Source organism: Flavobacterium sp. UMI-01 (assembly GCF_019656315.1).
Lineage (GTDB): Bacteria > Bacteroidota > Bacteroidia > Flavobacteriales > Flavobacteriaceae > Flavobacterium.
The window spans coordinates 73,870-100,844 of the sequence record NZ_BPLU01000049.1 but is presented as its reverse complement, the minus strand read 5'-3'; the positions used below and the strand labels follow the sequence as shown (position 1 = coordinate 100,844).

At 34.1% G+C, this 26,975-nt stretch carries 25 protein-coding genes; 10 read left to right on the top strand and 15 right to left on the bottom strand.

Features of this window, described 5'->3' with window-relative positions:
* Positions 1 to 582: 582 nt before the first annotated feature.
* From thrS to rplT, 4 genes are all read left to right on the top strand, one after another.
* The gene (thrS, locus tag K5R64_RS13565) at positions 583 to 2,529 is read left to right on the top strand and encodes a threonine--tRNA ligase (protein ID WP_220764189.1); all 1,947 of its coding nucleotides are present in this window, start codon (positions 583 to 585) and stop codon (positions 2,527 to 2,529) included.
* Between the two features lie 17 nt (positions 2,530 to 2,546).
* Positions 2,547 to 3,104 carry a translation initiation factor IF-3 gene (gene infC, locus K5R64_RS13560; protein WP_374758134.1) on the top strand — a complete coding sequence of 186 codons (558 nt, stop codon included), beginning with the start codon at positions 2,547 to 2,549 and terminating at the stop codon, positions 3,102 to 3,104.
* A gap of 104 nt (positions 3,105 to 3,208) precedes the next feature.
* Positions 3,209 to 3,406, top strand: coding sequence for a 50S ribosomal protein L35 (gene rpmI / locus K5R64_RS13555; RefSeq protein WP_011921545.1), 198 nt, complete (start codon positions 3,209 to 3,211; stop codon positions 3,404 to 3,406).
* A 172-nt stretch (positions 3,407 to 3,578) separates the two neighbouring features.
* On the top strand, positions 3,579 to 3,923 hold the full coding sequence (gene rplT / locus K5R64_RS13550) for a 50S ribosomal protein L20 (RefSeq protein ID WP_086453231.1): 345 nt from the start codon (positions 3,579 to 3,581) through the stop codon (positions 3,921 to 3,923).
* Positions 3,924 to 4,041: 118 nt separating this feature from the next.
* Here rplT and K5R64_RS13545 read toward each other — a convergent pair whose 3' ends face one another.
* The 3 genes from K5R64_RS13545 to K5R64_RS13535 form a co-directional block, all read right to left on the bottom strand.
* Entirely contained in the window at positions 4,042 to 5,346 is a 1,305-nt protein-coding gene (locus tag K5R64_RS13545; protein ID WP_220764187.1) for an NAD(P)/FAD-dependent oxidoreductase, read from the bottom strand.
* A gap of 182 nt (positions 5,347 to 5,528) precedes the next feature.
* Positions 5,529 to 6,338, bottom strand: coding sequence for a 1-acyl-sn-glycerol-3-phosphate acyltransferase (locus K5R64_RS13540; protein ID WP_220764185.1), 810 nt, complete (start codon positions 6,336 to 6,338; stop codon positions 5,529 to 5,531).
* Between the two features lie 105 nt (positions 6,339 to 6,443).
* Positions 6,444 to 7,082: a CoA pyrophosphatase gene (locus tag K5R64_RS13535; protein ID WP_220764183.1), complete on the bottom strand. Its 639-nt coding sequence runs from the start codon at positions 7,080 to 7,082 to the stop codon at positions 6,444 to 6,446.
* Between the two features lie 91 nt (positions 7,083 to 7,173).
* On the opposite strand from K5R64_RS13535, the gene K5R64_RS13530 reads away from it, so the two are divergent.
* Complete coding sequence (locus tag K5R64_RS13530; RefSeq protein ID WP_220764181.1) at positions 7,174 to 7,608, top strand: DUF4268 domain-containing protein; 435 nt, start codon at positions 7,174 to 7,176, stop codon at positions 7,606 to 7,608.
* A 3-nt stretch (positions 7,609 to 7,611) separates the two neighbouring features.
* Here K5R64_RS13530 and K5R64_RS13525 read toward each other — a convergent pair whose 3' ends face one another.
* From K5R64_RS13525 to K5R64_RS13505, 5 genes are all read right to left on the bottom strand, one after another.
* Positions 7,612 to 8,028 carry a hypothetical protein gene (locus tag K5R64_RS13525; RefSeq protein WP_220764179.1) on the bottom strand — a complete coding sequence of 139 codons (417 nt, stop codon included), beginning with the start codon at positions 8,026 to 8,028 and terminating at the stop codon, positions 7,612 to 7,614.
* Positions 8,028 to 8,975 carry a nitronate monooxygenase family protein gene (locus K5R64_RS13520; RefSeq protein ID WP_220764177.1) on the bottom strand — a complete coding sequence of 316 codons (948 nt, stop codon included), beginning with the start codon at positions 8,973 to 8,975 and terminating at the stop codon, positions 8,028 to 8,030. Before K5R64_RS13520 ends, K5R64_RS13525 begins: the two co-directional genes overlap by 1 nt.
* A 12-nt stretch (positions 8,976 to 8,987) precedes the next feature.
* Positions 8,988 to 10,610 (bottom strand): S8 family serine peptidase, encoded by a 1,623-nt coding sequence (locus K5R64_RS13515; RefSeq protein ID WP_220764175.1) that lies wholly within the window; start codon positions 10,608 to 10,610, stop codon positions 8,988 to 8,990.
* 115 nt (positions 10,611 to 10,725) lie between these two features.
* Positions 10,726 to 11,913: a tRNA 2-thiouridine(34) synthase MnmA gene (gene mnmA / locus K5R64_RS13510; protein ID WP_220764173.1), complete on the bottom strand. Its 1,188-nt coding sequence runs from the start codon at positions 11,911 to 11,913 to the stop codon at positions 10,726 to 10,728.
* 137 nt (positions 11,914 to 12,050) lie between these two features.
* Positions 12,051 to 12,752: a toxin-antitoxin system YwqK family antitoxin gene (locus K5R64_RS13505; RefSeq protein WP_255580384.1), complete on the bottom strand. Its 702-nt coding sequence runs from the start codon at positions 12,750 to 12,752 to the stop codon at positions 12,051 to 12,053.
* A 325-nt stretch (positions 12,753 to 13,077) separates the two neighbouring features.
* Between K5R64_RS13505 and K5R64_RS13500 the strand changes: the two genes are divergently transcribed.
* Positions 13,078 to 14,043, top strand: coding sequence for a fasciclin domain-containing protein (locus tag K5R64_RS13500; protein WP_220764169.1), 966 nt, complete (start codon positions 13,078 to 13,080; stop codon positions 14,041 to 14,043).
* 68 nt (positions 14,044 to 14,111) lie between these two features.
* Here the strand turns inward: K5R64_RS13500 and yidC are convergent, their stop codons facing one another.
* The 7 genes from yidC to K5R64_RS13465 form a co-directional block, all read right to left on the bottom strand.
* Entirely contained in the window at positions 14,112 to 16,007 is a 1,896-nt protein-coding gene (gene yidC, locus K5R64_RS13495) for a membrane protein insertase YidC (RefSeq protein ID WP_220764167.1), read from the bottom strand.
* A gap of 70 nt (positions 16,008 to 16,077) precedes the next feature.
* Positions 16,078 to 17,691, bottom strand: coding sequence for a CTP synthase (locus tag K5R64_RS13490; RefSeq protein ID WP_220764166.1), 1,614 nt, complete (start codon positions 17,689 to 17,691; stop codon positions 16,078 to 16,080).
* Between the two features lie 155 nt (positions 17,692 to 17,846).
* Complete coding sequence (locus K5R64_RS13485; RefSeq protein WP_220764165.1) at positions 17,847 to 18,080, bottom strand: DUF3820 family protein; 234 nt, start codon at positions 18,078 to 18,080, stop codon at positions 17,847 to 17,849.
* A gap of 104 nt (positions 18,081 to 18,184) precedes the next feature.
* On the bottom strand, positions 18,185 to 18,586 hold the full coding sequence (locus K5R64_RS13480; RefSeq protein ID WP_220764164.1) for an OsmC family protein: 402 nt from the start codon (positions 18,584 to 18,586) through the stop codon (positions 18,185 to 18,187).
* Positions 18,586 to 20,535 carry a LysM peptidoglycan-binding domain-containing protein gene (locus K5R64_RS13475; protein WP_220764163.1) on the bottom strand — a complete coding sequence of 650 codons (1,950 nt, stop codon included), beginning with the start codon at positions 20,533 to 20,535 and terminating at the stop codon, positions 18,586 to 18,588. The genes K5R64_RS13480 and K5R64_RS13475 overlap by 1 nt, the downstream gene beginning before the upstream one ends.
* Positions 20,536 to 20,636: 101 nt before the next feature.
* Positions 20,637 to 22,166, bottom strand: coding sequence for a glutamine-hydrolyzing GMP synthase (gene guaA, locus K5R64_RS13470; protein ID WP_220764162.1), 1,530 nt, complete (start codon positions 22,164 to 22,166; stop codon positions 20,637 to 20,639).
* Between the two features lie 178 nt (positions 22,167 to 22,344).
* A complete protein-coding gene (locus K5R64_RS13465; RefSeq protein WP_220764161.1) occupies positions 22,345 to 23,058 on the bottom strand; it encodes a hypothetical protein in 714 nt (237 codons plus the stop codon).
* Positions 23,059 to 23,378: 320 nt separating this feature from the next.
* Here K5R64_RS13465 and K5R64_RS13460 point away from each other — a divergent pair, with 320 nt between their 5' ends.
* From K5R64_RS13460 to gldI, 4 genes are all read left to right on the top strand, one after another.
* A complete protein-coding gene (locus K5R64_RS13460) occupies positions 23,379 to 23,765 on the top strand; it encodes a RidA family protein (RefSeq protein ID WP_220764160.1) in 387 nt (128 codons plus the stop codon).
* 39 nt (positions 23,766 to 23,804) lie between these two features.
* Positions 23,805 to 25,058: a chloride channel protein gene (locus K5R64_RS13455; RefSeq protein ID WP_220764158.1), complete on the top strand. Its 1,254-nt coding sequence runs from the start codon at positions 23,805 to 23,807 to the stop codon at positions 25,056 to 25,058.
* Positions 25,059 to 25,284: 226 nt separating this feature from the next.
* Positions 25,285 to 26,307, top strand: a complete 1,023-nt coding sequence (locus tag K5R64_RS13450; RefSeq protein ID WP_220764156.1) for a bifunctional oligoribonuclease/PAP phosphatase NrnA — start codon at positions 25,285 to 25,287, stop codon at positions 26,305 to 26,307.
* Positions 26,297 to 26,971: a gliding motility-associated peptidyl-prolyl isomerase GldI gene (gene gldI, locus K5R64_RS13445; RefSeq protein WP_220764154.1), complete on the top strand. Its 675-nt coding sequence runs from the start codon at positions 26,297 to 26,299 to the stop codon at positions 26,969 to 26,971. Before K5R64_RS13450 ends, gldI begins: the two co-directional genes overlap by 11 nt.
* Positions 26,972 to 26,975 lie beyond the last annotated feature (4 nt).

The window sequence follows — 26,975 nt, the reverse complement described above, 5'->3', positions numbered from 1 at the left end:
TGCTTGCCAGTATATCAGTGAACGTCTTGCTGATTGCGGGTGCAAAAGTAACACCTTTATTCGTTTTTACAATACCTTTTGCTATTTTTATTTCTGCCTTTTTTTTAACAACCTGAAAATATGTTTCTTACATTTTTATCTTTTTTGAAATTGTAGGAGTTTGGAACTACTCAAAGACACAAAACACATCCCCTTATTTATAAAAACACAAAGAACCTAAACAAAAATCCACCAAGAAGACAAGAAAACCCAACAAATCTTTCATCTAGACATTATAATTTCTCCTAACAATTCCACACATACAACTGTATATCCAAACTTTCACACAGCGACAAACCACCATCATCAACCCAAACCTTCTTGAAACCACCTATACCCTAGCCCTGATAGAAGCGGCATCCTTGTGGCGGCGAGCATTTAGGCCGACACAAGATAGAGCGAATAGCAGGAAACAGCTCCTGAAAAAACAATACACCTTATTATATATAGCTAAAACCAGAATACTTGCAAACAATCCTTATATATATATTGTATGTATTTTTGTAATCCTATATATTTGCATTCTCAAAAATAAAACAAACAATGATCAAGATTACTTTACCCGATGGGTCAGTTAGAGAGTACGCACCAAACATAACTCCCATGGATGTAGCTAAAAGTATTAGCGAAGGTTTTGCTAGAAATGTAATTTCAGCAGCATTCAACGGAACAACTATTGAAACCTCTACCCCATTGACTACTGATGGTAGCCTTGTCTTATATACCTGGAGTGATGAAAATGGAAAAAAAGCTTTTTGGCACTCGACTTCTCACGTCATGGCACAGGTACTTGAAGAAATGTATCCAGGAATCAAATTAACATTAGGACCTGCAATAGCAAATGGGTTCTATTACGATGTTGATTTCGAAGAGCATAAAATCACAGAAGCTGACTTTAAAAAAATTGAAGATCGCGTATTAGAAATAGCAAGAGGCAAACACGAATTCAAAATGCGTTCAGTTACCAAGGCCGAAGCCCTAGAAATGTATAAAAACAATGTTTACAAAACAGAATTAATTACAAATCTAGAAGATGGCACAATAACTTTTTGCGATCACGATACTTTTACTGATTTATGTCGTGGAGGACATATCCCAAACACTGGAATCATCAAAGCCATGAAAGTCATGAGTGTCGCAGGCGCATACTGGAGAGGTGATGAAAAAAACAAACAATTAACACGCGTTTATGGAACGTCATTTCCTAAACAAAAAGACCTGACTGAATATTTAGCTCTTCTAGAAGAAGCCAAACGAAGAGACCATAGAAAATTAGGTAAAGAATTAGAACTGTTTTCATTTTCACAAAAAGTAGGTCAAGGCCTACCCTTGTGGCTCCCAAAAGGAGCCGCTCTAAGAGAACGTTTAGAGCAGTTTTTAAAAAAAGCACAGAAAAAAGCGGGTTACGAACAAGTAGCCACTCCACATATTGGTCAAAAAGAACTTTATGTTACTTCTGGCCATTATGCTAAATATGGGGCAGACAGTTTTCAACCTATCAACACACCAGCAGAGGGTGAGGAATTTTTATTAAAACCTATGAACTGTCCACACCATTGTGAAATTTACAATGTTCGCCCTTGGTCTTATAAAGACCTACCAAAACGTTATGCTGAATTCGGAACAGTGTATCGATACGAACAAAGTGGGGAATTACATGGATTAACACGCGTTAGAGGATTTACTCAAGACGATGCTCATATATTTTGTACACCAGAACAATTAGACGAAGAATTTAAAAAGGTAATTGATTTAGTTCTCTATGTTTTTGGCTCATTAGGTTTTGAAGATTTTACAGCTCAAATATCTCTAAGAGACCCAGAAAACAAGGAAAAATACATTGGAACTGATGAAAATTGGAAAAAAGCAGAAAGCGCTATCATCAATGCCGCCGCAGACAAAGGTTTAAAAACGGTAGTCGAGTATGGTGAAGCTGCTTTTTACGGACCTAAATTGGATTTCATGGTAAAAGATGCACTTGGCAGACAATGGCAACTAGGAACCATCCAAGTAGATTACAACTTACCAGAGCGTTTTGATTTAACTTACAAAGGCTCTGATAACGAACTCCACCGACCTGTAATGATTCACCGAGCACCATTTGGCTCAATGGAACGATTCATCGCCATTTTACTAGAACATACCGCAGGAAATTTCCCGCTTTGGCTAATGCCCGAGCAAGCTATTATCTTGTCTTTGAGCGAGAAATATGAAATATATGCTAAAAAAGTTTTAGATTTGCTAGAAAATCACGAAATTCGCGCCCTGATTGATAACCGAAATGAAACTATTGGTAAAAAAATCAGAGATGCCGAAATGCAGAAAATCCCATTCATGTTAATCGTAGGTGAAGATGAAGAAAAAAATGGAACTATTTCTGTACGTCGTCACGGTCAAGAAGGAAAAGGAAATATTACGATAACAATAGACGATTTTGCTACTATTGTTAACGAAGAAATAAAAAAGACATTAAAAGTATTTACAGTTTAACTTAAATTTATAAAGCCATAGCAATAAGAAGCAATAGAGGTTATCAACCTCGCGTAGAAAAGAAAGATGCCCACAGAATAAACAATAATATTCGTGGTATACAAGAAGTAAGACTCGTGGGCGAAAATATTGAGCCAGGGGTTTTTAAACTTGCTGAAGCATTAAGACTAGCCGATCAATTTGAATTGGACTTAGTTGAAATTTCGCCTAATGCAGAACCTCCGGTTTGCAAGATTATGGATTACAAGAAATTTGTTTACGAACAAAAAAAACGTGACAAAATCTTAAAAGCTAAATCGACACAGGTAACTGTAAAAGAAATTCGTTTTGGCCCTCAAACTGATGAGCACGATTATGAATTTAAAAGAAAAAATGCTGAAAAATTCTTAAAAGAAGGAGCTAAATTAAAAGCTTTTGTATTCTTTAAAGGTAGATCAATCATCTATAAAGATCAAGGGCAAATTTTATTGTTACGTTTGGCTCAAGATTTAGAAGAATTTGGCAAAGTTGAAGCGATGCCTGTCTTAGAAGGGAAGCGAATGATTATGTTCATTGCACCTAAAAAGAAAAAATAAGAAATATTCAGTTTACAGTTTTTGGTAATCAGTTTTAAGACCTGAAACTATCAACTTGAAACAAAAAATAAGTAAGTAAGAATAAATTAAAACACTAGGAAAAAATGCCTAAAATGAAAACTAAGTCTAGCGCCAAGAAACGTTTTAAAGTTACTGGTTCTGGAAAAATTAAAAGAAAGCATGCTTTCAAAAGTCACATCTTGACTAAAAAATCTAAAAAACGTAAATTAGCCTTGACTCACTCAGCGCTAGTTCACAAAACAGATGAGAAAAGCATCAAACAACAATTAAGAATCATCTAAATTAGTAATCAGTTGTCAGTATTTAGTAATCAGTTAGTACTGAACACTAAAACCTGAAACCTGAACACTGTTTTAAATTCTTTAGGTTAAAACAATTTAATAACCTTGGAGTATGGCCAATAAGTGCTTTTGATTAAATTCAAGCCGCCTGCTACAAAAAAAAGTAAAAATTATGCCAAGATCGGTAAACTCAGTTGCTAAAAGAGCAAGAAGAAAAAAAATAATGAAGCAAGCCAAAGGTTTCTTTGGTAGACGTAAAAACGTTTGGACAGTTGCTAAAAATGCGGTAGAAAAAGCAATGTGCTATGCATACCGCGATAGAAAAGTGAATAAAAGAAATTTCCGTTCTTTATGGATTCAACGTATCAACGCTGGAGCTAGATTGGAAGGAATGTCTTATTCTCAATTCATGGGTAAAGTAAAAGCTAACGGAATCGAATTGAACAGAAAAGTTCTTGCAGATTTAGCGATGAACCACCCTGAAGCTTTCAAAGCTGTACTTAATAAAGTAAAATAAACGTTTTATCAACTCAATTTAGAATTACTTACTTATACAAAACCATCTCTCCTTTTATAGGTTAGATGGTTTTTCATTTTTAGGCATTGGTTTATCTATACAAAATTCACTTACACCATCAAAGTTCATCACTGGTAAATGTTACAAAGCTTTTCTTCTTATACGGGCGAATAATTAACCGGCTTTCTCGGTCAAAACGAATGTAGTTGTACACCCAACTCAAAAAAACAACTGCTTTATTCTTAAAACCAATAAGAGAAAAAAGATGAACAAACATCCAAACAAACCATGCAAAAACCCCGTGAAAATGGAATTTAGGCAAATCAACAACTGCTTTGTTTCTTCCGATGGTTGCCATTGAACCTTTATCATGATATTCAAAAGCTTCCATTGGTTTCTTATTGATTAGTCGTATTAAATTTTCTCCAAGTACTTCTCCTTGTTGTAAAGCAGGTTGTGCCATCATAGGATGCCCTTGAGGAAAATCCTTTGTTTCCATACACGCAACATCACCTATAGCAAATAGATTTTCATATCCTTTAATTTGATTAAATTCATTAACACGTATGCGTTCAGCTTTTTGAATTAAGCAATCGGCATCTAATCCAGGTACAGTTGCTCCTTGTACACCTGCCGACCAAATTACAGTTGCTGTTTCAAAACTTAAATCAGTATTTGTACTAACAGTACGCCCGTTATAATTTTTGACCCGTACATTTTTCCAAATTTTTACACCTAAACTTTCAAGAAATTTTTCAGCAGCTCTAGAGGAAGCTTCACTCATAGTATTTAGAATCCTATCACCACTCTGAATGAGGTTGATTTGCATCTTAGAGATATCCAAATCAGGATAGTCCTTTTGCAAAATCGCTTTTTTCATTTCAGCTAAAGCACCAGCCAATTCAACACCTGTAGGACCACCTCCTACAAGTACAAAATTGATTAAACTATCTCTTTCAGCAATATCTTGGGTCAAAACTGCCTGCTCAAAATTCTCCAAGATCAAACTCCGTATATTCAAAGCTTGTGGAATATTTTTCATTGCCATGCTGTTGCGTTCTATTTCTTTATTCCCAAAATAATTTACCTTGGCACCTGTTGCTATCACCAAAAAGTCATAGTTTAACTCGCCTATTTCTGTAATTATCTTTTGATTAACAGTATCAATTTCTTGAACATTTGTCAATCTAAAATAAAAATTTTCGTATTCCTGAATGACTTTACGTAAAGGATAAGCAATAGAGCCATCTTCCAAACCTCCTGTTGCTACTTGATACAATAGAGGCTGAAATGTATGATAATTGTTTTTATCCAAAAGTACCACTTGTATTGGTTGTTTTTTTAAAGTTTTTGCCAAAGCGATTCCGGCAAAACCACCACCTATAATTACAATTCTGGGTAAAGATGATTTTGGAATATTCATAGATAATATGGTTAGAAGGTGATTGGTTAGGACTTGTTGTTTGTTACTTAAGATTATGTTTTTTTGTAAATTATTTTATTTCAATTGTTATGGCCAATGCTCATTGCTTAGAAAAAATTCAATTATTTACAATCAACTAAACGATTAACCAGTTCAACTTTTAAACAATAAACAAACTACATCTAAACCTCCCACTCTCTCAATTTATTCAATCGCTCTTGTTCTTCGAGTTCTTCAATTGAAATGACATTTAAGAAAGAAGGATGTTGCTCAATGGCATATTCTACTTTTTCAACAATTTCATCAATAGTTTCATTTTCGTAATCAATTTGGAGCGGTTCTTTGATAATAAACGATTGTAGAATACCTTTCTTTTTTACTCTTAACCCTTTTCTATCAAATGAGCGTCTAAAGCCATCAATAACAATGGGAACTACAATAGGTTTATGTTCTTTAATAATGTGAGCAGTTCCTTTGCGCACTGGTTTAAAAGATTTAGTAGTTCCTTGTGGAAAAGTAATCACCCAACCATCTTGTAGTGCCAATTTAATATTTTCGGTATCATTAGGATTTACTTGCTTTTTCTCGGCCACATCAATCCCTTTGGAACGCCAAGTACGTTCCACAGTTATTGCGCCTGCGTATGCCATAATTCTAGGCAACAAACCAGCTTTCATAGTTTCTTTAGCTGCTACGTAATAAATATTTAATTTAGGTTGCCATAAGTACCCTACATTCTTGATACTGTCAGTTCGACCACTTAAACTTGCATTAAAGACATGAAACATCGCCACTACATCTGCAAAATAAGTTTGATGATTGGATATAAAAAGCACATTTGTTTCTGGTAAGTTTTTGATAATCTCAGAACCTTCAATTTGCAATTCATTAAATCCTCGATAGCGACGGTGAGTCAGTAACCCGAATAGCCGAATTAACCATTTTTTTATAAAAAGAATATGTCCAAAAGGATTTCGTTGAAACAATCCCATAATTAATTATTTTATTTTGAATTGCGAATGTAGTTATTTTTAATTATTTTCAAGGAACTGTCGATTTTGTCATTTTTTAAGTTTTTAATATTTTCAAAGTAAAAGCTACATAACGGATTTCAAAACTTCTTTCAGTTCACTTAATATCATGGCCGTTGCCCCCCAAACCATTTGTCCATCAATTTCAAAAGCAGGCACTTCTATTTCTTGGGCATAAGATGTAGTCATTCGGACTTTTACTATTATTTCATCACTTAAAAATACAGACAATGGCAATTCAATCACTCTATCAACTTCAGAAGGATCTGGAATGAATTGAATTTCATGATAACTAATTCCTAAAAAAGGATATACCATAAAATTACTAGGAGGAATATATATAGGAGAAAAATCCTTTTTAATTTCAACATGTTCAGGTGAAACACCTACTTCCTCATGAGTTTCTCTTAATGCCGTTTGAGCAAAATCAGTGTCTTCAAGTTCGAATTTACCACCAGGAAAAGCGATTTGACCTGAATGCACTCCATCATATAAATTTCGAACGATTAACACCAAATGAGTTACACTTTGCTTCGGATAAAGCAACATCATCACGGCAGCTGTTTTGATTTGTGGACTGTTTAAATCAATATTTTTTAATTGTTCCATGCGTTCAAAAGGAGCCATCTTGGCATGCGCAGTCAAAGCAGGTAACTCCGCTTTTATAATATGAGGAACAATTTCTAAAAAATGACGAAAATCCATAATCAAATCTTATTTTTGCAATCCGTTGCTATTATAAATATAGTCCAGAAATTAACGGTTCGCAAATTTTCGACAATTAAAACACATCAAAATGTACAGTAAAGAAGAGTCACAAAAAATAAAAAGAGAATTTTGGGTCAATTTTGCCGAAAAATACCCTCGTAAATGGGTTTTATATGACACTAAAATAAAGGACTTCTCTTTTAAATTTTTTGTGGACAATAAAAAAGCACAAGTTTTAATTGATATCGAACATCGGAATGCAGAAAAACGTATCGCTTATTTTGAAAAATTAGAAGCGTTAAAAAACATTTTAGAAGATGAATATATTAAAGACTTGGTTTTTGAAAAAGAATATGTACTTGAAAATGGAAAAACAATCAGCCGAATTTGGGTTGAAAAATTAGGCGTAGGGTTTAGCAATCGCAATCATTGGGATATCATTTTTGATTTCTTTTTCGACAAAATGAATGCTCTGGAGTTATTTTATTTAGAATATGATGAGTTTATTAAAGCTATTGAATAAGTTTTAGGCAGTAAAAATATTGTACAAAATTATTCGGTCACCAAAATTGATATACATTTGTTTTCGGTTGTCTTGTTTTTTTCTTGTAACAATTGAAATAGTACACTCTTCGCCGTCAATATTTTTACACACAAAAGAATATACAATATCCGTATCATTTTCTTCTACAGGAACATACGTTAAAATATCATAAACTTGAATAATTCGCGAGTAAACTACTATTCGGTGTTTATTAGTATCCAAATTCACCACCAGATTAACCAATTCTAAATTGGACCATTCACCCCATTTTCCCTTCTCTTTTTTCTCTAAAACACTTACCCCTGACGTGGTAAATTTATAGGATTGACTATACAATCCTTGCATACCAAAACCGAATAAGAGCACTACTAAACTTAATTTAAATTTGGGGAATATCATTATATGCGACTGTTATTTTGTATTTCTATTTTTGTTCTTTGAAATTCTTCCATCATGGAAATTACAATTTCAGCAGCAGGTTTAATCTCATGAATAATTCCAGAAACCTGACCAATCTCTAGCTCACCTTCTACCAAATCACCTTCAAACATCCCTTTTTTAGCTCTAGCTTTACCCAACAAAATCTTTAAATCTTCTGGCGAAGCACACTTCTTGTATAATTCCTGAACATCATTGTAAAATTTATTTTTTATCAGTCGTACAGGAGTAATTTCTTTTAAGGTCAGTTGTGTATCACCCTCCTTAGTAGCCACTATTAAATTTTTGAAATTATCATGTGCCGAAGATTCCTCAGAAGCAGCAAATCTACTACCTACTTGCACACCATCAGCCCCTAATGCCATGGCGGCCAACATTCCTTGACCAGTAGCGATACCACCTGCTGCTATTAATGGAATTGCTATTTTTTCTTTAACCATCGGAATCAAGGTAAAAGTAGTAGTTTCTTCCCTTCCATTATGTCCTCCTGCTTCAAAACCCTCAGCCACTATAGCATCCACACCCGCATCCTGTGCTTTTAGAGCAAAATAAGCACTGCTAACAACATGGACTACAGTAACACCATGTTCTTTTAAAAGAGGTGTCCAAGTTTTAGGATTTCCAGCAGATGTAAATACAATTTTAACCTGTTCCTCAATAACAATCTTAATAATCTCTTCAATATTGGGATATAATAAAGGAATATTCACTCCAAAAGGACGTGAAGTAGCGTTTTTACATTTCTGAATATGTTCTCGTAAAACATCGGGATACATAGAACCCGCTCCTATCAATCCTAAACCACCAGCGTTACTTACAGCACTAGCTAATTTATAACCGCTTACCCACACCATTCCTGCTTGAATAATAGGATATTGAATTTTAAATAATTGGGTAATTTTATTCATCAAAAAAATTATTTATAATTTAATAATTTTTCCGGTTTTGGTCGTACTGTTACATTCTAATTTATAAATGTAAGTTCCACTCGCTAATGATTCTAATGAAATGGGATTATCTGATATAACATTTTTATAATCTAAAACAATATTACCCGTAGCCGAATAAAATTTGACATTCACCCCTTTAATATACTGAGGAAATGTCACCTTAACGGATGTAGCTGTAGGATTGGGATTCAAATGAATCGCATTCATCACATCCTCTTCTTCTACGAGAGGCAACTGCAGCCCAAGAGCTAAACTAAAATTAGGAATTCCATAGCCATATTCAGGCGTGGGAGTGTTCAATTTATCAGCTGAATTTATTATCAATTCTTTGATATCTTTATTCGTTTTATTAGGAAATGCCTGCCATAAACACGCGACCATCCCAGCCATAATAGGCCCCGAAAAAGAAGTACCACTGGCTGCAATTATATTTCCTTTTTCATCTGCTAAAACTGTAGAATGCCCTTGGGCCATCACTTCGGGCTTGACTCTACCGTCATAACTAGGCCCTATTGAACTAAAATTAGCCTTGGTTTTGGTAGCTGTTACTGCTCCCACTGTTAATACTGAAAAAGCATCGGCTGGTGAGCCAATATGAGGTTCCAATTCTGTACCATCATTACCCGCAGAGGCAACCACTACCATACCACGTGAAAAAGCAATATTGGCCCCTCTAGAAATAAAGGTAGCATCACCCGTCATATCTTCATAGGTATGATTGTATCTAGGATTAGTATGATCACCCAAATACCCTAACGAAGTATTTATAATATCCACTCCTAAGCTATCTGCTTTTTCTGCGGCTTCCACCCAATAAGATTCTTCAACAGGGTTTTCCTCACTAGTATCTTCCGTTATAAACAAATAATAAGAAGCGTCCGGAGCCGTACCAACAAGAGCATTTTCTTGAAATCCGCCCATACTGGACAACACATAAGTTCCATGATTATTTCCTGAATAAAAATTGGCATTTCTATTCACAAAATCATATCCTCCTAAAATTTTACTATTATCTCTTAATCGCTTAAAAGGTTGTGCTGTATTTACGCCAGGAAACCCTGCGTCTAATACAGCTATAATCATCCCTTCGCCAGTATAATTTTGCTCATGTAAGACCTGTCCTTGAAGCATTTTAATTTGGTTCTCAGAATTACCGTAAGCAAAATTCACGCGGTTGTTAGTCATTTTTGACTCCACTTTAGACTTTGAGATAGCTACTACCTTAGCTGTTGTGTTCAATGATTTATCAGCAAAATCAACTTTACTCACAAAATCAAATGATTTGAGCGAATTCAGTACCGCTACAGAACCTCTCACGTGCAAAGCATTCAACCATTTAGATTTAGCCATAACTGAAATCCCTGAAACCGCTTTAACCTGATTAATATAAGAAGGATTAATTGGAATGTCTTTAAAATCTAAGGCTATATTTTGCTTGTTTCGTCGTTCTAACGCTCTTTGGGAAAGCATGGTTAAGGGTGACGAATAATATGCTTGCTCATTGGCTTTGGCATTGAAATAGACCCATGCATCTTCCTGTGACCAAGAGGTCACAAACGTCAAAATAAAGAATATAAGAGATAGTTTTTTCAATTTTACCAAAAAATAATAGTGCAGTGTCAAATATAATAAATAAACACTAAATCTTTATTTTTTTGTAACCTCGACTCGCTTCATTTTGACTTATTTTTATTTAAAAGAGTAAATCTTAAGAAATTACTCCTGATCCAAGCAATTCATCCTCGTGGTACCAAGCCACAAATTGACCTTCAGTGATTGCTGATTGAGCTTCCTCAAAATACACATACAACCCTTCTTTTTCTTGGTAAAGAATTGCTTTTTGCAAAGGCTGTCTGTAACGAATACGAGCCATAACTTCGAGAGATGCCCCGCACTGTAATTTCAAATCTTTGCGAATCCAATGTACCTCAGAACTTTCAACAAATAAGGCTTTTCTAAACAATCCTGGATGTTGTGCCCCCATACCAGTATAAATGGTATTGCTATCCACATCTGTGGCAATTACGAACAAAGCTTCTTTGGTTCCACCTACATTTAATCCTTTTCGTTGGCCAACAGTAAAATAATGAGCCCCTTGATGTTTCCCCACTACTTTACCCATGGTAGGTAAATAATTAATTTTTTTAGATTCTTGTTTTATTTCTTCAATTACAGTAGAATACGCTTGATTTTCTATCGAATATATGGAGTCAGCAGCGTCAATTTGCACTATCAAACCTTCTTTAGGCTGTAATTTTTGTTGTAAAAATTCGGGCAAACGAACTTTTCCAATAAAACAAAGTCCTTGAGAATCTTTTTTTTCTGCCGTAACCAATTCCATTTCAGCAGCAATCTCACGCACTTGTGGTTTCGTTAATTCGCCAATAGGAAACAACGCTTTGGCTAATTGTTCTTGAGATAATTGGCACAAAAAATACGATTGATCTTTATTACTGTCTTTACCTGCCTTTAATTGATAAATGGTTTCTCCTGCTACTTCAATAGTTGTTTTACGACAATAGTGTCCTGTAGCCACATAATCTGCCCCAAGACTTAATGCTATTTTCATAAAAACATCAAACTTAATTTCTCGATTACAAAGAACATCAGGATTAGGAGTACGTCCTTTTTCGTATTCATTGAACATGTAATCCACGATTTTCTCCTTATACTCTTCACTCAAGTCCACAGTTTGAAAAGGAATACCAAGTTTTTCAGCAACTAACAACGCATCGTTACTATCCTCTAACCAAGGACAATCATTGGAAATAGTTACTGAATCATCATGCCAATTTTTCATAAACAACCCAATCACCTCATTCCCTTCTTGTTGCAACAAATAAGCAGCGACACTTGAATCAACTCCTCCCGAAAGACCTACAACGACACGTTTCATTCTTTTTTCATTTTTTATAAGGGTGCAAAGGTACAAAGTTTGAATCGAATATCACTTTCAGCTATGCAAATTCAGTGAATCATAAGCAAAACAATTTTCTTATCGTCCAAAACTTCCTTATTCTTAAAAAAATAGCTTTATTTTTTAGTTCTTCTTTTTGCCTTGGGAGGCAAACTCATATTTTCTTCTTTGATTAGTTTCCCATTTTCAAAAAACTTCCAAATTCCCACTTTTTTTCCGTTTTGGTAATTTCCTTGAGATACGATTTGACCATCGGCTTCTTTATAAACTGCAGGGCCATCAAATTCATTTGCTTTATAATTAGCTTCTTCTAATACAATTCCGTTTTCTGAGTACTTTTTATAGACACCCTCTTTCATTCCATTGCGATAGTGGGTTTCTTCCGCTAATTTACCGCTGTTGTAGTACACTGAACGGATTCCTTCTAACTGACCATTTTTATAATTTTCTTTAGTCATGATAACAGGAGAAGCTTGGTGGTAATATTTCCATTCCCCTTCAAATTGCTTATTAACTACTTTGCCTTCACTAACCTTATTTTTAGATTGGTCATAAAAAATAGTATAAGCACTTCCGTCCTTAGCATTAAATTCTCTTGTAGCAATAACATCTCCAGCTTTGGTATCATCAAAAAACTTAAATACTCCTATTTCTTTTCCGTGGGCAAATGTTCCTTCGTATTTGAGTCGTTTGGAATCTTCATAAAAACCTTTCCACAATCCATCCTTCTTTCCTTGAGCATCGAATTGGTTAATAATACTTTGCGATACTATTATTTGGCTCGATAGAATTAAAAAAATAAAACAATAAAATCTCATATAAAACAACTTAAATATTTTCATCTGTTAAAGAACAAAATTACTTCTTTTATCTCACTACCTATTTTCTACATAATTTTTTTTGAAAAAAAACAGAACAAATTATTTAAAACAAAGTCACAAAAAGTGTTTAATCTTAAACAAAATAAAAAAATACCCTCAGACAACAACAAACAAAACAAATATCTGAAAAACAGTTAGTTACAAATGTAAAAATACATTAAACAAAATATAAATAAAACATAAACTTTAATTTTGTTTATTATTTTTTAAAAATAGTTAAACAAAAATTTATAATTTAGTAAAAACAAAAAAAAACAAAATCATGAAACATTTACTTAAAACCAGACTTATAGCTATGATTGCGATTCTAGCTATTACTATTATTTCGTGTTCTGATGACACTAATGACACATCTACAGCAGACAATACAATTACAGGTATTGCATCAAAAACTGCCGATTTCAGTATCCTAGTTCAAGCTTTAAATAAAGCAGAATTAACTGCAACTTTACAAGGCACTACTGAGTACACCGTTTTTGCACCTACTAATGCTGCATTTACCGCATTTTTAGCTACTACCACTTACAAATCAATTGACGAAGTTCCTAAAGACGTTCTAACACAAATCTTATTGAATCATGTTCTTACAGGAACAAAAAAATCAACCGATTTAACTACTGGTTATGTCAAAACATTAGCAAAAGGAAGTGCCTCAACTACAAACACTTTAAGTATGTTTGTCAATACAGCCGATAATAAAGTAAAACTTAATGGAGTTGCCACAGTTACAACCGCAAATGTAATTGCTACCAATGGTGTAATCCATGTAGTAGATAAAGTAATCGGATTACCTACCATCCTAACGCATGCTGAAGCCAATCCAAATTTTTCAACACTAGCCACAATTGTTAAAAGTACTCCACAAGCTGCAGTAGCTACTGCTCTAACTACGAATACCAGTCCTCTAACTGTATTTGCTCCTACAAATACCGCTTTTACAGCAGCTTTAGGAGTAGGTGGATTTGCTAATGGCGCGACAGATGCGCAAGTGACAAAAGTATTACAATACCACGTAACCGCAGCTGGAAATGTATTAGCAGCTACACTCACTAATGGACAAGTAGTACCAATGATTACCAATCCAGTGCAAAATATTACTATTGATTTAACATCTGGAGCCAAGATTACAGACAAATCTAGCACAAAAGCTAATATTGTTGTGACCGATGTACAATGTACAAACGGTGTGATTCATGCAATAGATAAAGTACTACAACCAACCTTATAATACCACAAACACTAATCCTAAGCAAAAAAGCTTCCCAAAAGGAAGCTTTTTTTATTTTAAGGTATTATTTATTTTTTTCTTTGTTGCGCTTTCATCGCCTCTTGCTGTTCCATTACTTCTTGTAATTTTTGTTGGAACTTACTTGGTTTTTTTGGCTCTTTTTTCTTGTTCTCTTGTATTTGAGCATGAATTTTATCCTCATCAACAATATAATTTTTGATGACTAATAATAATCCAATTGAAATAACATTTGAAATAAAATAATACAAACTCAATCCAGAAGCATAACTATTAAAGAAAAACAACATCATTAATGGCGAAACATAAATCATGATTTTCATCATTTTAGCCATATCAGGCATCCCTTCTTGCTGTGGTGCCGCCATTTGTTGGTCACCTGTTGTTAATTTCATATAAAAGAAAATAGCAATAGAAGCTAAAATAGGAAACAAACTTATATGACTTCCATAAGCTGGAATACGGAATGGCAATTCATAAACAGAGTCAAAAGAAGACAAATCGTCTGCCCAAAGGAATGGTTTTTGTCTTAACCCTATAGCGGAGGGGAAAAATTGAAACAGTGCGTAGAAAACAGGCATTTGCAACAAACCTGGAATACAACCCGCCATAGGATTCACCCCAGCTTTGTTGTATAATTTCATTGTTTCTTGTTGCTTTTTCATTGGGTCTTTTTTGAATTTTTCCCCAATTTCATTTATCTCAGGACGTAATACTTTCATTTTGGCTTGAGACAAAAATGATTTATATGTCACGGGAGACATCAGTAATTTGATTAAAATAGTAAACAAAATAATTGCCCAACCATGCTCAATAAAGGAACTCAACAAACCATACAATGGAATAAAAGCATGACGGTTAATCCATCCAAAAATCCCCCAACCTAATGGAACAATCGCTTCAAGATTCTTATCATACGATTGCAACAATGTATAATCAGTAGGTCCAAAATACCAATTCATTTTTTGGTCTATTTCACCATTCTTAAAAGCCAATGGAACCTGAGCTTTAAATTGTTTGGTAAATGTCGTATCAATTTCTTGGTCATTTACTAAATTATCTGAGTACAAATCTGCTTTTGCAAATGGCTCATTAGTTAATAAAATAGAAGAAAAGAAATGTTGCTTGTAAGCGATATAAGAAACTTTTTCAGGTGAGTCGGTTTTTTCTGAACCTTGTCCTAAATAATCTGTTTTATCATCTTCATATTCAAAATACATTTCAGCATAACGATTTTCGTAATTGATACTTTTTTCGTTAGCATAGGTTTTTAAATCCCATTGTAACTGTAATGGTTTTGTAGTAACCAAAGCATTATTTAATCCTTGAGTTTGAATTTCAAAATCAAGCATGTAATCATTTGCTTTCAACACATATTTGTATTCTAAATAGGCATTATCAGCTGCTTTTAAACGCATGGAAAGGATTTGGTCTTCACCACTTTTAGTTAGTGTAGGCTCAAAAAATAAATCTTTGGTATTTAAAGTATGATTATCTTTAGTAGCTAAAGTAATGTTTAAACTTGAATTATTGTCTTTGATTAATTTAACTAATTCACCTGAACCTTTTTTGAATCTTTCAAAATTTTTAAGTGTCGCTTCAGCAATATACCCCCCTTTATTTGCGATTTTCAAGACAATCAAATCATTTTCCAATGTAGTAAAACCATCTTTAGCAGAAGGCAAAGTTGCGGAATAAGCGAAGTTTCCTAATGATTTTTGTAATTGAGCTAATTGTAAGGAATCTCCAGGAGTAGTAGCTACGGCAGTAATCGTTTTAGCTACATCTGCTGCTTTCTTTGTTTCTTTAGCAACCAATTCTTTTTGCGCTTTTTCAGCTGCAATTTGCGCCTCATCAGGTTTATTTTGGTACATTATCCAAATTAATATTCCAAATATCAATAAAAAACCGATTAACGAATTGGGATCAAATTTTTTTTCTTCCATTATATTTTTTAAAAATTGTTTAAAACGTAAAAATTTCCGTTTCAAAATTTAGAAACGGAAATCTCAATAATTATTTCTTTTTAGATTGTACAGCTGCAGCAACAAAGTTTACAAAAAGAGGATGTGGGTTCACCACGGTACTCTTGTATTCTGGGTGGTATTGCACTCCAATAAAGAATGGGTGCTCTTCAATTTCTACAATTTCAACCAAGCCAGTATCAGGATTGACACCTGAAGCTTTTAATCCTGCATTTTGAAGTGCTTCTAAATAGTCGTTATTAAATTCATAACGGTGACGGTGGCGCTCTGAAATCATTGTGTCACCGTATATTTTATAAGCCAATGTATCTGGTTTAATTTCACATTTCCATGCACCCAAACGCATTGTACCTCCTTTATCAGTTACATTTTTTTGACTTTCCATCAAATTCACTACTGGATTAGGAGTATCGCTATTCATTTCAGTTGAATTGGCATCAGCTAATCCCAACACGTTTCTAGAATATTCAATAACCGACATTTGCATTCCTAAACAAATACCAAAAAACGGCATTTTGTTTTCACGTGCATAACGTACTGCGGCAATTTTTCCTTCGATTCCTCTTTCACCAAAACCTGGGGCAACTAAAATCCCATCAAGATTAGCAAACTTCTCAGCAATATTATCATCGTTAATGTATTCCGAGTGAATTGAGATTACATTTACTTTAGTTTCATTAGCAGCACCTGAATGTATAAAAGCCTCTAAAATAGACTTATAACAATCTTGCATTTCTACGTATTTACCAATCAAACCAATGTTTACTGTATGCTTAGGTGTTTTGATTCTTTTTAAGAAAGTATTCCATTGCTTCAAGTCTGGAGCTGCTTTTTTAGGCAAATCCAACTTCTTCAAAGCAACAATATCCAATCCTTCTTCAAGCATTAAATTTGGCACTTCATAGATAGTAGAAGCGTCAATAGATTGAATAACAGCTTCTCTTTTTACATTACAAAACAAAGCTAATTTAGAACGCAAATCATCTGATAATTCATGTTCTGTTCTACAAACTAAAATATCGGCTTTGATTCCGCTTTCCATCAACGTTTTTACAGAGTGTTGAGTTGGTTTGGTTTTCAATTCACCCGCAGCAGCCAAATAAGGCACCAAAGTCAAATGAATAACTATTCCGTTGTTTTCACCCAATTCCCAAACCAATTGACGAACGGATTCAATATAAGGTAAGGATTCAATATCCCCTACAGTACCACCTATTTCAGTAATTACAATATCATAATCACCTGATTTCCCCAATATCTGAATTCTATCTTTGATTTCGTTCGTAATATGAGGTACTACTTGAACTGTCTTACCAAGAAATTCTCCTCTTCTTTCTTTTTCTATCACAGAAAGGTAAACCCTTCCAGTGGTTACATTATTAGCCTGAGAAGTAGGAACATTCAAAAAACGCTCATAGTGACCTAAATCCAAATCGGTTTCAGCACCATCATCCGTTACATAACACTCTCCATGTTCATAAGGATTTAAAGTTCCTGGATCAACATTTATGTATGGATCAAATTTTTGAATAGTAGTTCTGTATCCTCTTGCTTGTAACAATTTTGCCAATGATGCTGCAATAATCCCTTTTCCTAATGAAGACGTCACACCACCAGTAACAAAAATATATTTTGTTTGATTCATTCTGCTTTTGATTTGTATTGAATTGTTTAAAAAACGATGCAAAAATACGATTATAAATTGGGATTATGCTAATTTAAAAAAGAGATAATTCGGAAATTTGACAATTCTACAACAGATTTTTTTTTACCTCAAAAACTCTCATTTCTTTTAAACAATTATCTAGTTTTAGGGTATCTTTTTTTAATATTTCGTATCAATTCCTCTAATCCATTTAATTTTAATTCATAGACCAATTGCAATTGTTGCCCTAATTCCCCTTTTGGGAATCCTTTATTATGATACCACACTACATAATACTCAGGCAAATCTATCAGATAACGCCCTTCGTATTTCCCGAAAGGCATCTTGGTATGCGCTAGTTTAATGAGTTGTTTTTGATTTTCTTCCATTTTTTAAAAGACTTTTTTTCAAATAAAAAGAGTCAAGAAAAAAGACAACAACCCTACTTATTCTTTTCTCTTGACTCTTTGTACTTTTCTCTTTGTACTTTATTTTACCTCCAATTGAAACTGATTTTTTTCTCAATATCAGGATGTAAACTCAAAAAAACAGGACAAGTAAGCGCTGCTCTTTCTAAAATTGTTTTGGTCTTATCATCAACAGCCACATTCATCTCAAATACAATTTCGATAGCACCAATTTTCCGGGGTTGAGCATTCATGATTTTGTTTACAGATGCCGTTGAATCAGTCAGATCCACTTCCAAATCACGAGCTTTAATTCCCATAATGGTAAACATACATGTCGCTAAAGCATTCGCCACTGTGTCTGTTGGAGAAAAAGCTTCACCTTTTCCGTTATTATCCAAGGGCGCATCAGAGATTATCTCAGTACCTGATTGCAAATGAATAGAAGAGGTTCTTAACTCTCCTAAATAAGTTACTTTTGAGGTCATTATTTCGCTTCTTTTATGGATAAATCCGAATCATAATAGAGAATAAAAACTCCTTTATTCGTATATCCTCCATCTGTTTTTCGGTAATATTCAAATTGATTATCAATTTGCTTGGTAGCCACTGAATTCACAGTTTCTTCAAACTTTACATCTTGCACCAAACGCATCATCGTATCAAAGGTAACATCAAATCCACGCGTAGCATATATTCCGGGAAATATATTATTAGTTTTTTTGTATTTTTTATCAAAAATCATGGCTTCTGGACTAACGTTTTCACGAGTTACTGAAGGATACATCAATTTTAATTTGACTAAATTATCAAACTTAATTTCTTCGAAATCTAAAGTATCGTTAGGTTCTAAAATTACCAATTGCACTTGATATTCATTCATCACTCCTAACATCATCGCAATAGTAGTTTTTATCATCCAAGTATTGGCTGTCTCCATCACCACATAATTCATCTTTCCTTTGACCAACAAACTTTTAAAACTTTCTACTGATACGGCTCCTTTATCGGTAAATGCTACAAAAGGAACACCTTTTTGATTTTCCTTAATGTAATTTATAATGGAAACTTTCTTTTTGTCTACAACCGCCATGATATTTCCTCCTTTGGCACGCATAAAATCAAACATGGTGTTCTTAACAGCATCCGTTGAAGGAATGGTTTGATATAAATTACGCATCGGGTTTCCCACATCTTTAGACAAGGGAGAAATAACAGGAGTATTAGTCTCAGCTAATAATTTTGCCGCTACCTCTGCATTGCTTTGATAAAACGGTCCAATAATCGCATTAGCTGTTTCTAATTTATTTTTTTGGATAAGAGCTGCCACATTTGAACCAAATTTGTTTTCTTGAGAATCATAAATTTCTATATCAATTGGCAAACCAAGTACTTTGGCAGAATCAATAGCCATTAATGCTCCTGAATAAAACTCTAATGTCATATTCAAAAACTTATCTTTTTTTAATCTTTCTGGAACTGAATTCAGGGTATCTCCCTGCACATGTGGAATATTAAACGGTAACAACATCACCAATCGTTTGCGTCTTCCTTCTGCTATAATTTTAGAAAGAGAACCATATTCTTTTTTGGGTTGAAATGAAGGGTTTTTATTTGCAGGCACTTTCAAAATCATCCCTGTCGAAAGTCCATTTTTAAGAGAAGGATTTAAGGCTATGAATTCCTCTTGAGTCAAATTAAAATTTTTAGCCAAGCTATACAATGTTTCTTGAGGCTTTACTTCGTAATCTACATAGGTAGCTACTTTTTTCAAATTAGCATCTAGTGTAGTCAATACTTCTTTTTTTTCTACAACTTGCTCAGTTAAATTGGTTGTTTTTGGTAAATTACCTTTAATTAGAAGTTTGTAACCAATTGGTAAATTAGGAACAATTTCAGGATTGCGTTTTTCCAATTCTTCAACAGAAATTCCATATTGTTTAGCAATGGAATATTTGGTCTCCTTAGGCAATACTTCATGACGGATCACCTTTTCACTTTTAACTGAATCAACTGACCTATGTAATCTATTATAGGGAATAACTAAAACTTGCCCTATTTGTAAACCCTCAGTTTCCAAAAAAGGATTCGCTTTTTTTAAAGCTTCTTCTGATACATCATATTTTTTTCCAATACCATATAAAGTTTCTTTTGGCATTACTTCGTGAGAACCCGTTGGTAAAACCATTTTTGGTGCTACAGCAGTGACTTTTCCAGCAGCTTTTCCAGGTATTAACAAAACCATGTTTGACTTTAATCCTCTTTGCGCATCAGGATTGAGCTGGTAAATATCATAAGGAGTCACTTGGTATTTTTGAGCAATTTGTACAATGGTTTCATCCGTTGCCACTTTGTGAGTAATCGTTTTCCCTTGAGAAAATCCAAACTGTACCACTAAAAAAAAGCTTAATAGACTTGCAAAAAAATACTTCATCATTTATTTTTAAAAAAATTATGGTTTCAAAGATAACAAAACGGTACCAAATTTTGTTCCAAAATCTGATACCGTTCTTTATTTATACGACTAAATCAAAGGTTTTATTCCCATTCAATAGTTGCAGGTGGTTTTGAACTAATGTCATACACCACTCTATTTACTCCTTTTACTTTATTGATAATATCATTTGATACTTTCATTAAAAACTCATAAGGCAAGTGTACCCAATCAGCAGTCATTCCATCTGTAGATTCTACTGCACGCAATGCAACCACTTTTTCATAAGTACGCTCATCACCCATTACTCCTACACTGTTTACAGGAAGTAAAATAGCACCTGCTTGCCATACCTTATCGTACAACCCCCATGATTTTAGTCCGTCGATAAATACCTTATCAACATCTTGTAAGATTTGCACTTTTTCAGCGGTAATATCACCTAAAATACGAATTGACAATCCTGGACCTGGAAAAGGGTGTCTTCCTAATAATTCTGGATCAATCCCTAAAGTAGCCCCTACTCTACGTACTTCATCTTTGAAAAGCATACGCAAAGGTTCTACTATTTTAAGCTTCATATAATCTGGCAAACCGCCCACGTTGTGGTGAGATTTTATCGTTGCTGAAGGCCCTTTTACAGAAACTGATTCGATTACATCAGGATAAATCGTTCCTTGAGCTAACCAAGTTACATCTTCAATTTTATGTGATTCATCATCAAACACTTCAATAAAAGCATTCCCTATGGCTTTTCTTTTTAGTTCTGGGTCTGTAACCCCAGCTAAAGCATCATAAAAACGTTGAGAAGCATCCACTCCTTTTACGTTCAATCCCATTCCTTCGTACTGGTCTAAAACGCTTTGGAACTCATTTTTACGAAGTAAACCGTTATTAACAAAAATACAGTATAAGTTTTTACCAATAGCTTTATTTAACAAAACTGCTGCTACTGTTGAATCCACACCTCCTGAAAGACCTAAAACAACTTTATCGTTTCCGATTTTCTCTTTCATTTCAGCGACAATTTCCTCAACGAAAGCATTAGGTGTAAAGTTTTGAGGAACTTCGGCAATTTTTACTAAGAAATTCTCCAACATTTTTGTACCTTCTGTTGAATGAAAAACCTCTGGATGATACTGAATCGCATAAGTCGTTTCGCCTTCAATTTTATAAGCAGCAAACTCCACATCGTGAGTACTAGCCAACTTCACCCCATTGGTTGGTAACGCCTTGATACTGTCACTATGACTCATCCAAACTTGACTGTTTGGAGAAATTCCTTCAAAGAATACTTCATCCTCCTTTATATAAGATAGATTTGCTCTACCATATTCTCTAGTATTAGAAGCAGCTACTTCACCTCCAGAAAAATGTGCCAAATATTGCGCGCCGTAACATACGGCTAGCATAGGCAATTTGCCTCGTATTTGAGACAAATCAGGATGTGGTGCATCTTCTCCACGAACTGAAAAAGGACTACCTCCTAAAATTACTGCTTTATAACTAGACAAATCATCAGGAAAATGATTGTAAGGAAAAATTTCGCAGAATATATTTAATTCGCGAACTCTACGCGCAATCAACTGAGTGTATTGCGAACCGAAATCTAAAATAAGTACGTTGTGTTGCATGGGCGCAAAATTACTTTTTAAATTTGGATTGTAAAAATGGAATTTTACTTTTTTTTCACCCCAAATAAAACGCTAATGTAGCACACGTAATCTTGCATTTGAAATCTATTTCCAATGTAGATCCCAACAAAAAACAACATTTTTTTTGAATATTAATTTTGTAAATCTGTTGAAAAAGTTACTCTTTTACAATGATAAATTTTCCTTTTACACCTGTATCCCAATTTTCCCAAAAATCAGAACGTACTAACCTCCCTTTATCGTCATAAATTTGAAATTCGGCCGTATTTCCTCCTAACGCTCCTCTATTTAAGGCTTCTAATTCAAAAATATTGATCCCTTCGTTGAAATAAATTCGAAATACTTGATAATCATTTTGCAACAACAATCGACTTTTTACGTCCTGATTATTAAGAGTTGCTTTGATTAAATCTCCATCAATTTGTCCAAAATCACGGCATTTAATTTCAAAAAACGCTGATTTTGTTCTAATATCACCAAAATTCACATCGATTTTCACAAGATACCTCGAATCTTCTTTTAATCCTTGATGCACTAGGGTTTTATCTAAATCCTTAGCCATCTTTTGTATCACAACGTCACCTGGGTTAGCAAAATCACTTTGTTTTTCTATCATCGAAATGGGCTCAGGTTTTTTACCATTAGAATAAGTAGGGTCTTCAGTAATAGGAGCAACATTTTCAGGGTTTACTTCTGGAACTACTGCAAAAGGATCTTTCTCATTTAATTTTTCAGGAGTTTCTTGTTTTTTTATAGGAGCAGCAGGCAGCACCTTGGGCGGTATCGCTTTAAATGATTTATTCGACTCAAATTGAGAATATCCCTGTGTGGTTATTCCCAACATTACAATAAAAAAAAGAAACTGCTTCATATATTTAGGTACAAAAGACTTATTCTGTTATTATTTAGCTCAAAAATAAAAACTCTTACGGGATAAACCGTAATCGGGCTTTACTTTAACTTTACTTTATTATCTCATTTAAGTAATTTTTGTTTATAAATGAAGGCATTATAAAAGTTTAAAACGCTATTATACTACTATCTTTAATAAGATTTCAAACAATTCAATACCTCATTATTCCAAAACCAAATACCCCCTTTTTTATTTGACATTTTTTTTTAAATTGCAAAAAATATACCAAACTATTTTTCAACACTTAACACTTTAATAATCAGTTTAAAACAAACAAAATGAAAAGAGAAAACATACTTACTGGTTCTCCTTGGGAAGACAAAATGGGATATTGTCGTGCAGTGCGCATAGGAAACATCATTGAAGTTTCAGGTACTGTAGCTATCGTTGATGGAGAAAAAGTAAAAGCGGATGATGCTCATGCGCAAACACTAAACATCTTAGAAAGAGTTGAAAAAGTATTAGAAGATTTGAATGCCAGCATGAAAGATGTTATTCGTACACGTATTTTTACTACTGATGTAAGTACTTTTGAAGCAGTTGCAACAGCGCACGCTACTTTTTTCAAAGACATCAAACCTACTACTGGTTTCTACGGAATCAACCAATTGGTAGCACCAGAATATTTAGTTGAAATCGAATTAACAGCTGTTCTGTCTGAATAAAACAAAAAACAGACTTATATCCTACTTTAAAAAAAATTAATGTTAGAAAAAGTCAACAATTTCATGCCTATCCTACTCAAATGGTTTTTCATTTGTGCTATGATAGGCTTTTTTTCTGGCTCGGCCTCCGCATTTTTTTTAGTAACTTTAGAGTGGGTAACTCAAATCCGTATTCAAAATTCTTGGATTATATGGTTATTACCCCTCGGTGGGTTACTCATTGGACTGAGCTATCATTATTACGGAGCAACCGTTGTTAAAGGAAATAATTTATTACTAGAAGAATACGACCAACCAAAGAGAGTCATTCCGCTAAAAATGGCGCCCTTTGTCCTTTTAGGAACTTTAATTACTCATTTATTGGGGGGTTCCGCAGGTCGAGAAGGAACGGCGGTGCAAATGGGTGGCGCTATTGCCGACCAATTTAAGGTCATTTTCAAACTCGAAAATCAAGAGCGTCGAAGTCTTATTGTAATGGGAATTAGCGCAGGTTTTGCATCCGTATTTGGAACCCCTTGGGCAGGAGCTATTTTTGCAATTGAAGTTTTGTATTGTAGCAAAATTAATCTCAAAAGTATCATTCTATCGTTTTTAGTTGCTTTTATAGCTCATTTTACTGTAGAATTTTGGGCAGTTAAGCATACACATTATTACATTCCTGAAATTCCTCAATGGAATCCTACTGTTTTTTTAGGAGTAGTTTTGGCTGGTATTCTTTTTGGTTTAGCTGCTATGATTTTTTCAAGAACAACCCATTTTTGGGCAAGAACATTTACCAAGACCATTTCTTATCCTCCACTTCGACCCTTTATTGGCGGTACAATCTTAGCGGTAGCAATTTGTTTTTTGGATGTCCAAAAATTTGTAGGCCTTGGAGTACCTGTTATAATTGAAGCTTTTACACATCCCAGCGGAAATTTTGATTTTCTATTAAAAATACTTTTCACCGGTTTCACGCTAGGTTGTGGTTTTAAAGGTGGTGAAGTAACTCCTTTATTTTTTGTAGGAGCAACGCTAGGAAGTGCGTTATCCATTGTTATTCCGCTTCCAATAGCACTTTTAGCGGGGATGGGATTTGTTGCTGTTTTTTCAGGTGCAACTCACACGCCAATTGCCTGTACCGTGATGGGTATGGAGCTTTTCGGAATGGAAACAGGCTGGTTTCTGTTACTTGCCTGTGGTATTGCTTATTTATCTTCGGGTTCTGTGGGGATTTACAGCGAGCAAAATGCTAAAGGAACCAAATATCATTTATACCAATTATTTAAAAGAAAAAACCTCAAGGACTTTTAATCTTTTGCGGCAAGTAAAATTTATCGATCGTTACAATTAGAAATAAAACTTGCGCAGCAAACAACAATTGGAATACTACTAATTTAAAGCCTATTTATAGCATTTTAAATAATTCCATTTGTTTGCATTTGTATTTCGAAAATCCATCTTTCAGCTAATTTTTAAAATCGTGTTAATTTTACCATCTATTCAACTTTTACATTAAAAAAATGTAAATTCGCACACTATGAAAATACAAGACATTCAAGCGATAAAGCTACTATTAGCGACACCAAAAAAGATTGCTATCATTCCACATCGTGGTCCTGATGGAGATGCTATGGGTTCTACCTTAGCCTTATATCATTTTTTACTAAAACTTCAACACGAGCCTGTTGTAATTGCCCCCAATGAATTCCCTGATTTCTTAGCCTGGCTACCTGGTTCCGAAACAGTAAAAATATTTGAAAAAGAAATTGAAAACTGCGCTCAAATTCTCCAAAAAGCAGATTTAATTTTCACATTGGATTTTAACGCTTTGCATCGTGTAGGAGATGAAATGGAAAAAGTTTTGGCTTCTTTAAATCAACCCTTTATCATGATTGACCATCATCAAAAACCCGATGATTACGCCACTCATGTTTATTCGGACACAGCTTTTGGTTCTACCTGCGAAATGATTTATAACTTTATTTCATTTTTAGACCTAAAAGAAGCTATCGATGTCACCATAGGTACCTGTATTTATACCGGAATACTGACCGATTCAGGCTCTTTTAAATTTCCAGGAACTACAGGCAACACTCATCGCATTGTAGCAGAATTAATAGATTTAGGTGTTCCTAACACACAAATTCCAAGTTTATTATTTGATAATAGTTCTTACAGTCGTTTGCAATTATTGGGTAGAGCACTTCAAAACATGAAGGTTTTAGAAGAGCATAAAACCTCTTACACCACTCTGACACAAGAAGAATTAGACAGCTTTCACTACGTTAAAGGCGATACTGAAGGCATTGTCAATTATGGTTTAAGCATCAAAGGAATTCATTTGACCGCTATTTTTATTGAAAATAAAGATGAAAAAATAATCAAGATTTCTTTCCGTTCTCAAGGTGATTTTGATGTCAATCAATTTGCCCGAGAGCATTTTAATGGCGGAGGACATCGCAATGCCGCAGGAGGAAAATCAACCGATTCAATGGAAAAAACTATCCAAAAATTTGAATCAATCGTAACACAGCTAACATATACCGAACATGAGTCATAAACTATTTCTTGGATTTCTTTTTTCATTATTCTTGATGAGTTGCAAACACAATCAAGAAGTACGGCGCCCTATAAGCCATTCTTCAGGGACTTTTATGAAAAAGTCTATTGATAGAAACAAAAAATTAATCGCAAGTGAGGAAGACCAAATTAAAGCGATTATAAAAAAAGATGCTAAAACGAAATATTTTACCTCTGAAAAAGGATATTGGTACACTTATAAAATCAAGAATGAGCAAGATACCCTTACCCCTAAAAAAGGTGATGTAGCTTTTTTTACCTATGAAATTAAAGACCTCAACGGCAAAGTCATTTACTCAGAATTAGAATTGCGACCACAAACCTATTATGTTGACAAACAAGATGTATTGATAGGATTGAGAGACGGAATCAAATTAATGCGAAGAGGTGAAAAAGTAAATTTTTTATTTCCATCTCACAAAGCCTACGGCTACCGTGGTGATACTAAAAAAATTGGTTCTAACACTCCCTTATTAATTACCGTAAGTCTTCGCGATTTTAAACCCGAAACAGTATATCAAAAAGAAGTAGAAGCCAAACGAGAAGCCAATCAATTAGCCATTCAAAATGCATTAAACGACAGTGCAAAATCTACTAACAAACCAGCAAAAAAAACGATTAACACTCCAAAAGATAGCATATAAAACA

Bases quoted from the DNA above. Each gene is read 5' to 3' on its own strand.
- K5R64_RS13540 (WP_220764185.1), bottom strand. From the start codon at position 6,338: ATGGGATTGTTTCAACGAAATCCTTTTGGACATATTCTTTTTATAAAA.
- K5R64_RS13545 (WP_220764187.1), bottom strand. From the start codon at position 5,346: ATGAATATTCCAAAATCATCTTTACCCAGAATTGTAATTATAGGTGGT.
- guaA (WP_220764162.1), bottom strand. From the start codon at position 22,166: ATGCAACACAACGTACTTATTTTAGATTTCGGTTCGCAATACACTCAG.
- K5R64_RS13465 (WP_220764161.1), bottom strand. From the start codon at position 23,058: ATGAAGCAGTTTCTTTTTTTTATTGTAATGTTGGGAATAACCACACAG.
- K5R64_RS13535 (WP_220764183.1), bottom strand. From the start codon at position 7,082: ATGGATTTTCGTCATTTTTTAGAAATTGTTCCTCATATTATAAAAGCG.
- K5R64_RS13480 (WP_220764164.1), bottom strand. From the start codon at position 18,586: ATGACCTCAAAAGTAACTTATTTAGGAGAGTTAAGAACCTCTTCTATT.
- K5R64_RS13490 (WP_220764166.1), bottom strand. From the start codon at position 17,691: ATGAATCAAACAAAATATATTTTTGTTACTGGTGGTGTGACGTCTTCA.
- rpmI (WP_011921545.1), top strand. From the start codon at position 3,209: ATGCCTAAAATGAAAACTAAGTCTAGCGCCAAGAAACGTTTTAAAGTT.
- yidC (WP_220764167.1), bottom strand. From the start codon at position 16,007: ATGGAAGAAAAAAAATTTGATCCCAATTCGTTAATCGGTTTTTTATTG.
- gldI (WP_220764154.1), top strand. From the start codon at position 26,297: ATGAGTCATAAACTATTTCTTGGATTTCTTTTTTCATTATTCTTGATG.
- K5R64_RS13505 (WP_255580384.1), bottom strand. From the start codon at position 12,752: ATGAGATTTTATTGTTTTATTTTTTTAATTCTATCGAGCCAAATAATA.
- K5R64_RS13485 (WP_220764165.1), bottom strand. From the start codon at position 18,080: ATGGAAGAAAATCAAAAACAACTCATTAAACTAGCGCATACCAAGATG.
- thrS (WP_220764189.1), top strand. From the start codon at position 583: ATGATCAAGATTACTTTACCCGATGGGTCAGTTAGAGAGTACGCACCA.
- K5R64_RS13530 (WP_220764181.1), top strand. From the start codon at position 7,174: ATGTACAGTAAAGAAGAGTCACAAAAAATAAAAAGAGAATTTTGGGTC.
- K5R64_RS13455 (WP_220764158.1), top strand. From the start codon at position 23,805: ATGTTAGAAAAAGTCAACAATTTCATGCCTATCCTACTCAAATGGTTT.
- K5R64_RS13450 (WP_220764156.1), top strand. From the start codon at position 25,285: ATGAAAATACAAGACATTCAAGCGATAAAGCTACTATTAGCGACACCA.
- K5R64_RS13460 (WP_220764160.1), top strand. From the start codon at position 23,379: ATGAAAAGAGAAAACATACTTACTGGTTCTCCTTGGGAAGACAAAATG.
- K5R64_RS13475 (WP_220764163.1), bottom strand. From the start codon at position 20,535: ATGATGAAGTATTTTTTTGCAAGTCTATTAAGCTTTTTTTTAGTGGTA.
- K5R64_RS13525 (WP_220764179.1), bottom strand. From the start codon at position 8,028: ATGATATTCCCCAAATTTAAATTAAGTTTAGTAGTGCTCTTATTCGGT.
- rplT (WP_086453231.1), top strand. From the start codon at position 3,579: ATGCCAAGATCGGTAAACTCAGTTGCTAAAAGAGCAAGAAGAAAAAAA.
- K5R64_RS13500 (WP_220764169.1), top strand. From the start codon at position 13,078: ATGAAACATTTACTTAAAACCAGACTTATAGCTATGATTGCGATTCTA.
- mnmA (WP_220764173.1), bottom strand. From the start codon at position 11,913: ATGAAACGTGTCGTTGTAGGTCTTTCGGGAGGAGTTGATTCAAGTGTC.
- K5R64_RS13520 (WP_220764177.1), bottom strand. From the start codon at position 8,975: ATGAATAAAATTACCCAATTATTTAAAATTCAATATCCTATTATTCAA.